The sequence below is a fragment of the Salmonella sp. A7 genome, assembly GCF_020181675.1.
In the GTDB taxonomy this organism is placed as follows: Bacteria; Pseudomonadota; Gammaproteobacteria; order Enterobacterales; family Enterobacteriaceae; genus Salmonella; species Salmonella enterica.
In genome coordinates, this window is the sequence record NZ_CP084001.1 from 3904586 (window position 1) to 3917986 (window position 13401).

A 13401-nucleotide genomic window follows, 5' to 3' on the forward strand; every position below is an offset into this window, starting at 1 on the left:
TCTCCGTACTTAGTGCTTCAAAAATAATTGATCAGATCAGTATACAACTATTCAGTAATTCGACGATAGACCGAAGGTGTGCTTGCTGGCGCTTTATCGTCAAGGATAATTGCCGCTTTGACGGCCTTCGCCGCTTCCTGCCAACTGGTTTCGTCTTTGGCATGAATCACCGCCAGCGGGCGCTGCCCGTCGATGCTGTCGCCCAGACGGGCCATGTCGGTAAAGCCAACGCTGTAATCAATGGTATCAGACGCCTGACGACGCCCACCGCCCATCGAGACGACCGCCATCCCCAGCGCACGCGTATCCATTGCGCTGATAAACCCTTCGGTATCAGCATATACCGCTTTGCTCAACATGGCGGTCGGCAGGTATTTATCGTAGTTCTCAACGAAATCGCTCGGCCCTTTCTGCGCGGCCACCATACGACCAAAGACTTCTGCCGCTTTACCGTTATCCAGCACCGCCTGCAGTTTGGCACGCGCTTCGGCGTCGTCTTTCGCCAGCTGGCCGGAGATCAGCATCTCCACACATAGCGCCATAGTGACGTCAAACAAGCGCGGATTGCGGTATTCACCGGTCAGGAACTGCACGGCTTCACGCACTTCCACCGCGTTACCGGCGCTTGAAGCCAGCACCTGATTCATATCGGTTAACAACGCCGTAGTGCGAACTCCCGCGCCGTTTGCCACGCCGACAATCGCTTCAGCAAGGGCTTCAGAAAGTTCATAGGTTGGCATAAACGCGCCGCTGCCGACTTTGACGTCCATTACCAGCGCATCCAGCCCTTCGGCCAGTTTCTTGGCGAGGATGGAACCAGTGATCAGCGGAATAGAGTCCACCGTCGCGGTAATATCGCGGGTGGCGTAAAAACGTTTGTCCGCCGGTGCAAGCGAGCTGGTTTGCCCAATAATCGCCACACCCACGTCTTGAATAATTTCGCGGAAACGGTTGTCGTCCGGGAAGATGTCGAAGCCCGGGATCGCTTCCAGTTTATCGAGCGTACCGCCGGTATGTCCGAGGCCGCGACCGGAGATCATCGGCACATAACCGCCGCAGGCCGCTACCATTGGCCCCAGCATCAGAGACGTCACGTCCCCTACGCCGCCGGTCGAATGCTTATCGACAATCGGGCCATTGAGATTCAGGCTTTTCCAGTCAAGGACAGTACCGGAATCCCGCATCGCCATGGTCAGCGAAACACGCTCCGGCATGGTCATATCGTGGAAGAAGATGGTCATCGCCAGGGCGGCAATCTGCCCTTCAGAGATAGTATTGTCACGAATACCATTGATAAAGAAACGAATTTCTTCGTCACTCAACGCATGACCATCACGCTTTTTACGAATAATTTCTTGTGCGAGAAACACGGTACCCTCCTGAGGGAAAAGAGTAGAAGGCTTACATCGCCGGATGGCGGTTAACGCCTTATCCGGCCTACAGGCCTGGATTTGTAGGCCGGATAAGCGCAGCGCCATCCGGCAAATCAGAGCTTAGTAGCTGCTGGCGCTCTTACCGTCGCCGTGACCCAGCGCTTTCAGCAGGCTTGCCAGCAGGCTGGATGCGCCAAAGCGGTAGTGACGAGAATCTGCCCAGTCAGCGCCAAACAGTTCATCTGCAATCGCGAGGAATTTCTGCGCGTCTTCCGCCGTACGTACGCCGCCCGCCGGTTTGAAGCCAACGGTTTTGGAAACGCCCATGTCGCGGATCACTTCCATCATGATGCGCGCGCTTTCCGGCGTAGCGTTTACCGGCACTTTACCGGTAGAGGTTTTGATGAAATCCGCACCGGCTTTGATGGAGATTTCAGAGGCTTTGCGAATCAGCGCCTCTTCTTTCAGCTCGCCGGTTTCGATGATCACTTTCAGCAATACGTTCGCTGCGGCACAAGCGTCTTTACAGGCTTTTACCAGGTCAAAACCCACCTGCTCGTTACCGGCGATCAACGCGCGGTACGGGAATACCACGTCCACTTCGTCAGCGCCGTAGGCGATCGCCGCACGGGTTTCCGCCAGCGCAATATCGATGTCATCATTGCCATGCGGGAAGTTAGTCACCGTTGCAATGCGGATGTCCGGCGTACCTTGTTCTTTCAGAGTCTTACGCGCAATCGGGATAAAACGCGGGTAAATACAAATCGCCGCCGTATTCCCGACCGGGGTTTTTGCCTGATGACACAACGCGATCACTTTTTCATTGGTGTCGTCATCGTTCAGAGTGGTCAGATCCATCAGTTTGAGCGCACGCAGGCTGCTTGCTTTTAAATCAGTCATGACATTCTCCAACGGCATTGCCGTATAAAATTTCACCTTGCGAGTCTGTTAATATTCTAACATTCACTCGCGATTACACTTCGATATACATCACAGTTAATGAAAACTACGTACAAATTTGCATTACTGTAATGAGATCTGAATCAAATTATCCCGCCGTCACCGTCTGTTCTTCGAGCGATAAGCGCATCAGGATCAAAGTCGGTTTGCCGCCATTTTCTACAATAGCGCATCGTCCCGGCATAAAGAGGAAACGAAGATGCCTGCCTCATGCGAAACTGCGCTCCAGCAGCGTTGCCAGCAAATTGTGACCAGCCCGGTGCTCACGCCTGAACAAAAACGCCATTTTCTGGCGCTGGAAGCTGAAAACGCCCTGCCTTATCCCACCCTGCCGGAAGATGCCCGCCAGGCGCTGGATGAAGGCGTCATTTGCGATATGTTTGAGGGGCACGCCCCCTTCAAACCGCGCTACGTGTTGCCCGATTACGCCCGATTTCTGGCTAACGGTTCACAGTGGCTGGAACTGGAAGGCGCGAAAGATCTGGATGATGCGTTATCCCTACTCACCATTCTGTATCATCACGTACCTTCCGTGACGTCCATGCCGGTTTATCTCGGCCAGCTTGATGCGTTGCTGCAACCGTATGTTAGAATTCTAACACAAGATGCGATCGATATTCGAATAAAACGTTTCTGGCGTTATCTCGACAGAACGCTGCCAGACGCCTTTATGCATGCCAATATTGGCCCTGCCGATACGCCTGTCACACGAGCGATTTTGCGCGCTGATGCCGAGCTAAAGCAGGTGGCGCCTAACCTGACGTTTATCTACGATGCGGAAATTACGCCGGACGATCTGCTGCTGGAAGTCGCCAAAAACATTTGCGAATGCAGTAAGCCACACATTTCCAACGGCCCTGTAAATGATAAAATTTTCACAAAAGGCCATTATGGCATCGTCAGTTGTTATAACTCGCTACCGCTTGGCGGCGGCGGCAGTACGCTGGTACGTCTCAACCTGAAAGCCGTGGCAGAACGCAGTACGTCTGTCGATGACTTCTTTTCACGCACGCTACCGCACTACTGCCGACAGCAGATCGCCATCATTAATTCACGATGTGAATTCCTCTATGAAAAGTCACATTTCTTTGAGAATAGCTTTCTTGTACAGGAAGGTTTGATCGATCCCGAACGTTTTGCGCCGATGTTCGGTATGTACGGGCTGGCGGAAGCCGTGAATCTGCTGTGCGAAAACGCGGGCCTGAACGCCCGTTACGGCAAGAATGAAACGGCGAACGAGCTGGGCTACCGTATCAGCGCCCAACTGGCGGATTTCGTCGAAAATACGCCAGTGAAGTATGGCTGGAAGCAACGGGCGCTGCTCCATGCCCAGTCTGGCATAAGTTCCGATATCGGCACTACGCCGGGCGCGCGTCTGCCGTATGGCGATGAACCGGACCCTATCACCCATTTGCAAACCGTCGCACCGCACCATGCCTTTTATCATGCCGGGATCAGCGACATTCTGACGCTGGACGAAACCATCAAGCGTAATCCGCAGGCGTTGGTCCAGCTTTGTCTTGGCGCGTTCAAAGCCGGGATGCGGGAATTTACCGCCAATGTCAGCGGCAACGATCTGGTGCGCGTCACCGGTTATATGGTGCGCCTGTCGGATCTGGCGAAATTTCGCGCCGAAGGCTCGCGCACGAATACCACCTGGCTGGGAGAAGAAGCCGCACGTAATACCCGCATCCTGGAACGACAGCCACGCGTAGTCAGCCATGAACAACAGATGCGCTTTAGTCAGTAAGATCATTGCGTTTTCCTGCGTCGATGGGCCAGGCAGCCGCCTGGCATTATTCTTACAGGGCTGCAATTTGCGCTGTAAGAATTGCCATAACCCGTGGATGATGGGACGCTGTAACGACTGCGGGGAATGCGTATCGCAGTGTCCGCATCACGCCCTCAGCGTTGATGGCGGGAAAGTGGTATGGCGGTCGGACGTCTGCGAGCAGTGCGATACCTGCCTGAAAATGTGCCCACAGCGGGCAACGCCAATGGCGCAAACCATGAGCGTTGACGATGTGCTGCGTCATATTCGTAAAGCATCGCTGTTTATTGAAGGTATTACCGTCAGCGGCGGAGAGGCGACCACGCAATTACCGTTTATTGTGGCGCTATTTACGGCGATCAAAGCCGATCCGCAGTTACAACGGCTGACCTGTCTGGTGGACAGTAATGGTCAGTTAAGCGAGACCGGCTGGCAAAAACTACTGCCGGTTTGCGACGGCGTAATGCTCGATCTGAAAGCCTGGAAGAGCGAGTGTCATCACCGTCTGACCGGACGTGATAACACGCATATTAAGCACAGTATCCGCTTTCTTGCTGCGCGGGGAAAACTGGCGGAGCTGCGGTTACTGGTTATCCCGGGTCAGGTGGACTATGCGGCGCATATCGATTCACTGGCGGCGTTTATTACTTCGCTGGGCGAGGTTCCGGTGCGCCTGAATGCCTTTCATGCGCATGGCGTCTATGGCGAAGCGAAAGCCTGGCCAGGCGCGACGCCGCAAGAGGTGGAACGGCTGGCAGACGGATTGCGCGCGCGTGGGGTGGCGAAGCTGATTTTGCCGGCGCTATATTTGTAAGCGTCGCCTGCCGGACGGCGGCTGCGATGTCCTCAGAGCCGAAACAAGGTAATGGTATTGCGATACAGCGTATCGGCTATCACCTCTGCGGGCTCCGGACGTAATTCGCAGAGCGCATCAAATACGCGCGCCGCCTGCTCCGGGCGATTCGGCTGCCCCTGAAACCCCTTTAGCGGCATATCCGGCGCATCGGTCTCCAGCAACAGCGCGTCCAGCGGCAACCGCGCCATAACATCACGGGTTTTACTGGCGCGCGGGTAGGTGATGGTGCCGCCGACGCCGATTTTATAGCCCAGTCGCACAAAGCGTTCGGCCTGTTGCAGACTGCCGGCAAAACCATGCACCACGCCGGTTCGCGGCAGATCCTGGCGCTTTAAGTGCATCGCCAGTTTGTCATGCGTGCGCCGCGAGTGCAGGATCACCGGCAGATCGTAGCGTTTTGCCAGTTGCAGTTGCGCGTCTAAAAATCGCTCTTGCCTGGCGAACTGCGGATCGTCGCGATAAAGATCGAGACCGATCTCGCCTACCGCCACGACGTTCTGTTGTTGCGCCAGCGCCTGTTGCAGCCTATCAGGATCGTCATCGGCATGACGCTCAATCACAATGGGGTGCAATCCCAGCGCAGCATAAAGCGACGGGAAACGCGCCGCCAGCGCCAGCACGCGGGGAAAGTGCGCCGCCTCGGTCGCCGGCACGATGATTTTTCCAACGCCCGCCTCACAGGCACGCTGAATACTGGCGCGCTCATCGCCCGTAAAGGGCGGGAAATCAAAATGGCAGTGTGTATCGATAAAGCGCCAGCTCACGCCAGATCCTCGTCGGTAAATGTGGTGTCGTTTGCCTGCGGCGCGCTAATGACCTCCGCCACATGCGTATCATTGGCCACCGGCGCCGGAGGCACGACCACCGTTTCCGGCACGGCAATCCGCGACGTATGGCGCAGGAGAGGCGGCGTTGCGGCGAGCAATTTACCAACGGTGGCAAGGAAATAACGCCCGCATAATTGCCCGGTTTTGTAATCCTCACGCAGCGCCGGGATACGGCTGCCCAGCGCCATGCTGTGCAGCGGTTTCGGCGGATAAATTTCAATGATCCGCAGCTTACCCGGCGGCTTTTCAATAAATTGTTGGATCGCGCTGTAGGACGTTTCATGATGCTGCACCAGGTTGACCAACGGCTGTAGACTGCTCTCCCCCAGCCAGCGCTCCATACGCTTAAACCACTGCGGCGTGTAATACATTTGCGAGGGTACGGTGCGGATCACCACAATGGTTTTCGCCCCCCGCTTTGCCGCCTCCTGAACCGGAATGGCGTCGCTAATGCCACCGTCCAGATAGTTGATGCCCTCTAACGTAACACCGGTACGGTAGAAACCCGGTATGGCGCTGGAGGCGCGAATGATATCAAGCCAGTTTTGTTTTGTCGGCGAGAAATAGCCCGGCGTGTAATCATCCCCCCGGCAGGCGCACATATAAAAGGATTTTCCGCTGTCGAACAGGCGCGCTGCGGTATCCATCTGCAGCGGCATTCGGGCGGCGGTGGATTCCACCAGCCAGTCGAGGTCAATAAGGTTTCCTCCGCGTACAAATCGCAGCGGATCAAAAAATTCGCGCCTGGTGGTATAGCGCATAATGACTTTACGCCCGTAGCCGGGCTGGTTGCAGAGATACGCCGAGAGATTTTGCGCACCGGCTGATGTGCCGAAGTAGAGATGGAAAGGATTAAACTGCGCACGCATAAACTCATCCAGCACGCCTGCGGTAAAGATGCCCCGCTGCCCCCCGCCCTCGCAGACCAGCGCCATACGGCCTGGCCGGAACGGTGTTAATGATAACGGCGCAATATTGCCGAGCGTAACCGGTATTCGCTGGCCCACCTCTGCCTTCCTGTTTTTCATTTTTTTCCAGGCTGACAAGGTAACGCAAAACGTTAACGGCTAAAACCGTAAAAGCCAGTCCGCTGGACTGGCTTGATAGCAATATATCTTTACAGCTGCCTGCTAGGGTCGTTTACGGCCCATGAACAGGCTGACCAGGAAGAGCACGATCCCGACGACGAAGACGATTTTCGCCGCGCCGGCAGCCGTACCAGCCAGTCCACCAAAACCCAATGCGGCGGCAATTAACGCGATAACCAGAAATATAATGCCCCAACGAAACATAAGCCTCTCCTTTACCATAGTTAATGTCGACCGCTAAATATGAGCGCTCAGGCTACTCATTCGCGATATTTTTAGTGTGGTGCACATTACGCCTCCCGACAAACGTCGGGAGGACGAATTACGACGAATTACTGAACTTTCAGATCGTTTTTAACACTTTTTACGCCATCAACGGCTTTCGCGATGCTTTCAGCGCGGTCGCTTTGTTCCTGAGTTTCAACAGTACCGGAGAGCTGTACGACGCCATCGGTCGTTTCCACTTTTACTTTACGGGAAGGGACGAGATCGTCCGCCAGCAACTTGGCTTTGACTTCACTGGTCGTGGCCGTATCGCCGGCATAACCTTTCACGGAACCTTCTTTATTGTCGCGAACGTGAAGTTTGTCGCTAACGGAGGTCACGCCTTCTACGCCTTTCGCCACTTTCACGGCGGCTTCAGCCTGCGCCTGGCTTTCTACAAAGCCGCTCAGGGTGACGACTTTCTGATTGGTTTCGACAGAAATATCGGTGCTTTTAATATTGTCATGGTCTACCAGCGCAGCTTTTACTTTCGCAGTGATAGCGCTGTCATCCATGAAGTTACCGACTTTATTCATAGAGCTATCGACTTTTTGCCCTGCGGTTTCGGTTCCGCTTTGCGCCTTGTCCGTTGTTGCGTTTTCTGCAAAGGCAGAACCTGTCGCAACGGCAGAGGTCAACATTACGGCCAGCAGAGTTTTAGAAATCTTCAGTCTTGTCATAGTCATCGATTTTGTCCTGTATAGTTTGCTCGTAATTTGAGCTCAGGCAACACGAGGTTGCATTGCTGAATGCGGTGAAACTCACCGGTTTCTGAAGTCAATGACTGGCATCACATTCGTGAATTTGTAACGACGCGTCGCCTGCCACCCTTCCGTTTCAGTTATTAATATCGTGACTGAAACAAATCTCAGCTTTAAGCTCTCATATTCACGCATTGAACAGGCATTAAAGCCGACATTTATGTCATCACTTTGTTAAATATAGATCACAATTTTAAAATCGCTTGTCGGTGCGTATAAAAAACAGGCAGATCGGAGAAAAAACGCGGGATTTAAGAACATTCCGTAAGCGGTTAAAAAGGCAGGGAAAGTACGAAGGCGCGGCGGATGCCGCGCCCGGAAAGGGATCAGTGTTCGCGCGTTTTACGGAACTGAACGTCAGGGTAACGTTCCTGGGTCAGGTTCAGGTTAACCATCGTGGGGGCGATATAGGTGAGGTTGTCGCCGCCATCCAGCGCCAGCTGCGTTTCATTCTTACGCTTAAACTCTTCGAATTTCTTCGCATCGGCGCTTTCCACCCAGCGCGCCGTCGCCACGTTGACGGATTCATAAATCGCCTCAACGTTGTATTCGCTTTTCAGGCGCGCGACAACAACGTCAAACTGCAAAACGCCCACGGCGCCGACAATCAGATCGTTGTTGGAGATGGGACGGAATACCTGCACCGCCCCCTCTTCAGAAAGCTGCACCAGCCCTTTCAGTAGCTGCTTCTGCTTGAGCGGATCTTTCAGGCGAATACGACGGAACAGTTCCGGCGCAAAGTTCGGGATACCGGTAAACTTCATCATCTCGCCCTGAGTGAAGGTATCGCCAATCTGAATGGTGCCGTGGTTATGCAGACCCAAAATATCGCCCGGGTACGCTTCTTCAACGTGCGAACGGTCGCCCGCCATAAAAGTTAACGCGTCGGAAATCACCACATCTTTGCCGGTACGGACCTGGCGTAGCTTCATGCCCTTCTCATACTTACCGGAAACCACGCGCATAAACGCCACGCGGTCGCGGTGTTTCGGGTCCATATTGGCCTGAATTTTAAAGACAAAACCGGTGAACTTCTCTTCCGAGGCTTCCACTGTGCGGGTATCGGTTTGACGCGGCATCGGCGCGGGCGCCCACGCCACTAAACCATCCAGCATATGGTCAACGCCAAAGTTACCCAGCGCGGTACCGAAAAATACCGGGGTAATTTCCCCTGCCAGGAACAGCTCTTCATCAAACTCGTTAGACGCGCCCTGCACCAGTTCCAGCTCGTCGCGCAGCTGCTGCGCCAGGTCTTCACCGACGGCGGCGTCCAGATCCGGGTTATTCAGCCCTTTAACGATGCGCACTTCCTGAATGGTGTGGCCCTTACCGGTCTGATAAAGATAAGTTTCATCTTTATAAAGGTGATAAACGCCCTTAAACAGCTTCCCGCAGCCAATCGGCCAGGTGATCGGCGCGCAGCCGATTTTCAGCTCATTCTCGACTTCATCCAGCAGCTCCATCGGGTCGCGGATATCACGGTCGAGTTTGTTCATAAAGGTCAGGATTGGCGTATCACGCAGACGGGTAACTTCCATCAGCTTACGAGTCCTGTCCTCAACGCCTTTTGCGGCGTCGATCACCATCAGACAGCAGTCCACCGCCGTCAGGGTACGGTAGGTATCTTCGGAGAAGTCTTCGTGCCCCGGGGTGTCCAGCAGGTTCACCAGACAGTCGTGATACGGGAACTGCATCACCGAGGTGGTGATAGAGATACCACGCTGTTTTTCCATCTCCATCCAGTCAGATTTTGCATGTTGGCTGGAGCCACGGCCTTTTACCGTACCGGCGGTCTGAATCGCCTGTCCGAACAGCAACACTTTTTCGGTAATGGTGGTTTTACCGGCGTCCGGGTGAGAAATAATGGCAAAAGTGCGGCGTTTGGCCACCTCTTGCAAATAAGGAGACAACGTCATAGTCAAATCTTCTTGATTAAGCGCGGCGTTTGACCACGCATGTTGAATACGAAAAATGCGGCTATTTTACCCATCAACCTGGGGGAGGCAATCAGTGTTTACACAGGAGCTGCTCCAGTTCGCTTAATGACGCCACAGTCCAGGTTGGATGAATACCCGCGGGCTGCTCGCGATGATGCGCGTTAAGCCAGCAGGTCGACAGTCCGGCGTTAATGCCGCCAAGAATATCGGATTCCGCGGTATCGCCAACCATTAATACGCGCGAGCGGTCAGGGTTCCCCGCCTGCTCCAGGGCGTAGTTAAAGATTTTCGGATCGGGCTTCGCGACGCCAACCTGCTCGGAAATCACCAGCAGATCGAAATACTCGCGCAGCCCGGTGCGCTCCAGACGAGTTTGTTGTAGCGCGGTAAAACCGTTAGTAATAATACCGATTTTAGCCTGCCCGCGAATCGCATTAAGTAGCGAAACGGCGCCCGGCAAAGGAGAACAGATCTCCGCCATCGCACTAATAAAAGCGTCATTCAGCAGCCCCGGCGCAACGTTTAGCCGTTCAGCCCAACTTTGAAAACGCGCGTGCTGCAATTGTAATGAGGTAATCGCGCCGTTCTGATAATCCACCCATAGCGGCTTATTCACGGCCTGGTAATCCTGGAAATCCTCAGCGGTAAAGGTGACGCTATAGTCAAGGAACATCCGCTGTAAACCGGTGAAAGAATCAAACGTAAACAGCGTTTCATCGGCATCAAAGAAAATCCAGTCCCACTTCATCATTACACCTTGCCTCTTTTATTACATGCTTATCGGTAACGCCATGATGATGGCGTCCTCATGCCCTTGTGCCGTGGGATAGTAATTGCGGCGAATCGTCGCCTCGTTAAACCCCAGACTTTCATACAGCGCGATGGCGGCAGCGTTAGAGGCGCGTACCTCCAGCCATAGCGTTACAACACCGCGTTTTTCCAGTTCATCAATCAGATGCTCAAGCAGCATACGCCCCAGCCCCCGACGCTGAAAATCCGGATCGACGGCAATATTGAACAGCGTCGCTTCGTCCAGCACCACCTGTGTAATGGCAAACGCGGCCATTCTGTCAGCAGCGGTCAGCTTAAGATTGAGATACCGTTCGCCCTGGTTGCCGAAAAACGTTTTTTCGCTCCACGGAAACGCATGAGCGCGTTGCTCAATCTGCCAGGCTGCGGGGAGATCGGTCGTGCTGAGGATAGAAATCGTGTTCATGTTCGCAGATTTGTTGCCATAGTGCGGCGCGTGCCGCCGGGTTTGCCCGGAGTTCATTAAACGCCGGCGTCGTGACCTGAGCGCCTTCGAGTTGGAGCGGCGCGTCAGTTCCTAACCGCCAGCTATTACAACGGCTGCCCTGCGGCAGCATGGCGACGCGCTCAGGCGCCAGGGATAAAACCTGATCGGGACTCACGGTCAACGCGCGTAAAATATCGCGCATTAGCGGCTCGTTCAGCGCGGGTAATTCCTCTGCAACCACGATCAGACGAACGTGCGCGGGAAGGGAAATCGCAATCTCGCCTTGTAGCGCGCCAGAACGTCGCAGCGCCCACTGCGTAATACCCAGTTGCTGTAACTGCCAGTCTCGTCGGGATGTCATAGCGAAACGCTCCTGTAATCAGGGGCGCAAATATAGCAAATCTGTCGAATCTCCGCCATCAAACTACTATAATCGCCGCCAGTCTGAATTAAGGAGCATTCCATGTCTGCTTTTACCCCGGCAAGTGAAGTCTTGCTGCGCCACAGTGATGATTTCGAACAAAGCCGTATTCTTTTTGCCGGAGATTTGCAGGATGACCTGCCCGCGCGCTTTGAATGCGCCGCCAGCCGCGCGTATACGCAACAGTTTCACCACTGGCAGGCGTTAAGCCGCCAGATGGGCGATAACGTCCGTTTTAGCCTGGTCGCGCAAGCCAGCGATGTCGCTGACTGCGATACGCTGATCTACTACTGGCCGAAAAATAAACCCGAAGCGCAGTTCCAGTTGATGAATATTTTGTCGCTGATGCCGTCGGGCGTCGATGTTTTCGTCGTGGGGGAAAACCGCAGCGGCGTGCGTAGCGCCGAACCGATGCTGGCGGACTATGCTCCGCTGAACAAAGTAGATAGCGCGCGACGTTGCGGCCTTTACCATGGTCGTCTGGAAAAGCAGCCGCAGTTTAGTCTTGAATCCTGGTGGGCCGAGTACAACATCGACGGGCTGACCATCAAAACGTTGCCGGGCGTATTCAGCCGCGACGGACTGGATGTTGGTAGCCAACTGCTGCTATCTACGCTGACGCCGCACACCAAAGGTAAAGTGCTGGATGTCGGCTGCGGCGCTGGCGTGCTTTCCGCCGCGCTGGCCAGCCATTCTCCGAAAGTGCGCCTGACGCTGTGTGACGTCAGCGCTCCGGCGGTGGAAGCCAGCCGCGCCACGCTTGCCGCTAATGGCCTTGAAGGCGAGGTATTCGCCAGCAACGTCTTTTCGGAAGTCAAAGGACGTTTTGACATGATCATCTCCAACCCGCCGTTCCACGACGGAATGCAAACCAGCCTCGATGCGGCGCAAACGCTCATTCGCGGCGCAGTGCGCCATCTGAACAGCGGCGGAGAGTTACGCATCGTGGCGAACGCCTTTCTGCCCTATCCTAAGATTCTGGATGAGACTTTTGGCTTCCATGAAGTCATCGCGCAAACCGGGCGCTTTAAGGTTTATCGTACCGTGATGACCCGTCAGGCGAAGAAATAGTTGGCCTGATAAGCGCAGCGCCATCTGGTTGCATGTGCCGGATGGCGGCGCCAGGCGTCTTATCCAACCTACGTCTCGCGCCCATTTTTGCAGCAATCAATCTGTCCCATGCAATTAACTATTGACGAATAGCTGAAAACCACTAGAATGCGCCTCCGTGGTAGTGATTCTTTTCAAGAATCGATGGTATGCGAAGGTGGCGGAATTGGTAGACGCGCTAGCTTCAGGTGTTAGTGTCCTTACGGACGTGGGGGTTCAAGTCCCCCCCCTCGCACCAAAACCACGTTGATATTGCTCGCACTGGGCGAAGGTGGCGGAATTGGTAGACGCGCTAGCTTCAGGTGTTAGTGTTCTTACGGACGTGGGGGTTCAAGTCCCCCCCCTCGCACCAACGAGGCGATATCAAAAAGTAAGATAACTGTGCGAAGGTGGCGGAATTGGTAGACGCGCTAGCTTCAGGTGTTAGTGTCCTTACGGACGTGGGGGTTCAAGTCCCCCCCCTCGCACCAATTATCTTATCCTTCCTTTGTCTCTTCATTTTCATCCCTGATTCCAGTTCATCATTGCCAACATCATGCCGCCAATAAGCGCCATACACGATGGCAGCAGTACAAAATGCCGTAATTGTTTGTGATACAACATCAGCGCAGACAGTAGCAATCCTGATACAATCAACAGCTTCAGCGCATAAGCTGACAGGCCGATAAACGCCAGTCCAACGATAATCACTCCAGGCAATAATACGCCCCATCCGCTGCCTAACGTTCGCTGCAACATGGTTTCACCTCTGGAATTGATAATGATAACCAATATCATATGATATATTTTCTCATTT

General features: G+C 54.3%; 14 protein-coding genes and 3 tRNA genes. 6 read left to right on the forward strand and 11 right to left on the reverse strand.

Features of this window, described 5'->3' with window-relative positions; genetic code table 11:
• Positions 1-47 precede the first annotated feature (47 nt).
• Both deoA and deoC read right to left on the reverse strand, forming a co-directional pair.
• A complete protein-coding gene (gene deoA / locus LCS67_RS19025; RefSeq protein WP_000477840.1) occupies positions 48-1370 on the reverse strand; it encodes a thymidine phosphorylase in 1323 nt (440 codons plus the stop codon).
• A gap of 123 nt (positions 1371-1493) precedes the next feature.
• Positions 1494-2273, reverse strand: coding sequence for a deoxyribose-phosphate aldolase (gene deoC / locus LCS67_RS19030; protein WP_001519713.1), 780 nt, complete (start codon positions 2271-2273; stop codon positions 1494-1496).
• Between the two features lie 259 nt (positions 2274-2532).
• Here deoC and LCS67_RS19035 point away from each other — a divergent pair, with 259 nt between their 5' ends.
• The gene (locus LCS67_RS19035; protein ID WP_001111686.1) at positions 2533-4083 is read left to right on the forward strand and encodes a YjjI family glycine radical enzyme; all 1551 of its coding nucleotides are present in this window, start codon (positions 2533-2535) and stop codon (positions 4081-4083) included.
• Complete coding sequence (locus LCS67_RS19040) at positions 4055-4918, forward strand: YjjW family glycine radical enzyme activase (protein WP_031570622.1); 864 nt, start codon at positions 4055-4057, stop codon at positions 4916-4918. Before LCS67_RS19035 ends, LCS67_RS19040 begins: the two co-directional genes overlap by 29 nt.
• 32 nt (positions 4919-4950) lie before the next feature.
• Here the strand turns inward: LCS67_RS19040 and LCS67_RS19045 are convergent, their stop codons facing one another.
• The 8 genes from LCS67_RS19045 to LCS67_RS19080 form a co-directional block, all read right to left on the reverse strand.
• Complete coding sequence (locus tag LCS67_RS19045) at positions 4951-5724, reverse strand: metal-dependent hydrolase (protein ID WP_031570623.1); 774 nt, start codon at positions 5722-5724, stop codon at positions 4951-4953.
• A complete protein-coding gene (locus LCS67_RS19050; protein ID WP_000531540.1) occupies positions 5721-6794 on the reverse strand; it encodes a patatin family protein in 1074 nt (357 codons plus the stop codon). The genes LCS67_RS19045 and LCS67_RS19050 overlap by 4 nt, the downstream gene beginning before the upstream one ends.
• Positions 6795-6917: 123 nt before the next feature.
• Positions 6918-7079 carry a DUF1328 domain-containing protein gene (locus LCS67_RS19055; RefSeq protein WP_000490276.1) on the reverse strand — a complete coding sequence of 54 codons (162 nt, stop codon included), beginning with the start codon at positions 7077-7079 and terminating at the stop codon, positions 6918-6920.
• Positions 7080-7207: 128 nt separating this feature from the next.
• A complete protein-coding gene (gene osmY, locus LCS67_RS19060; RefSeq protein ID WP_000178963.1) occupies positions 7208-7825 on the reverse strand; it encodes a molecular chaperone OsmY in 618 nt (205 codons plus the stop codon).
• 401 nt (positions 7826-8226) lie between these two features.
• On the reverse strand, positions 8227-9816 hold the full coding sequence (prfC, locus tag LCS67_RS19065) for a peptide chain release factor 3 (protein WP_000175965.1): 1590 nt from the start codon (positions 9814-9816) through the stop codon (positions 8227-8229).
• Positions 9817-9907: 91 nt separating this feature from the next.
• Positions 9908-10585 carry a pyrimidine 5'-nucleotidase gene (yjjG, locus tag LCS67_RS19070; RefSeq protein WP_000870686.1) on the reverse strand — a complete coding sequence of 226 codons (678 nt, stop codon included), beginning with the start codon at positions 10583-10585 and terminating at the stop codon, positions 9908-9910.
• 21 nt (positions 10586-10606) lie between these two features.
• Positions 10607-11053 (reverse strand): ribosomal protein S18-alanine N-acetyltransferase, encoded by a 447-nt coding sequence (rimI, locus tag LCS67_RS19075; protein WP_001092434.1) that lies wholly within the window; start codon positions 11051-11053, stop codon positions 10607-10609.
• Positions 10998-11435 carry a DNA polymerase III subunit psi gene (locus LCS67_RS19080; RefSeq protein ID WP_031570628.1) on the reverse strand — a complete coding sequence of 146 codons (438 nt, stop codon included), beginning with the start codon at positions 11433-11435 and terminating at the stop codon, positions 10998-11000. Before LCS67_RS19080 ends, rimI begins: the two co-directional genes overlap by 56 nt.
• Before the next feature lie 102 nt (positions 11436-11537).
• Here LCS67_RS19080 and rsmC point away from each other — a divergent pair, with 102 nt between their 5' ends.
• The 4 genes from rsmC to LCS67_RS19100 all read left to right on the forward strand — a co-directional run bounded on the left by rsmC (position 11538) and on the right by LCS67_RS19100 (position 13075).
• A complete protein-coding gene (rsmC, locus tag LCS67_RS19085) occupies positions 11538-12566 on the forward strand; it encodes a 16S rRNA (guanine(1207)-N(2))-methyltransferase RsmC (RefSeq protein WP_001272285.1) in 1029 nt (342 codons plus the stop codon).
• A gap of 190 nt (positions 12567-12756) precedes the next feature.
• A tRNA-Leu gene (locus LCS67_RS19090) sits at positions 12757-12843 on the forward strand.
• Positions 12844-12870: 27 nt separating this feature from the next.
• Positions 12871-12957 (forward strand) — tRNA-Leu (locus LCS67_RS19095).
• A gap of 31 nt (positions 12958-12988) precedes the next feature.
• A tRNA-Leu gene (locus LCS67_RS19100) sits at positions 12989-13075 on the forward strand.
• A gap of 31 nt (positions 13076-13106) precedes the next feature.
• Here the strand turns inward: LCS67_RS19100 and LCS67_RS19105 are convergent.
• On the reverse strand, positions 13107-13343 hold the full coding sequence (locus LCS67_RS19105; RefSeq protein ID WP_000941879.1) for a DUF1435 domain-containing protein: 237 nt from the start codon (positions 13341-13343) through the stop codon (positions 13107-13109).
• Positions 13344-13401 lie beyond the last annotated feature (58 nt).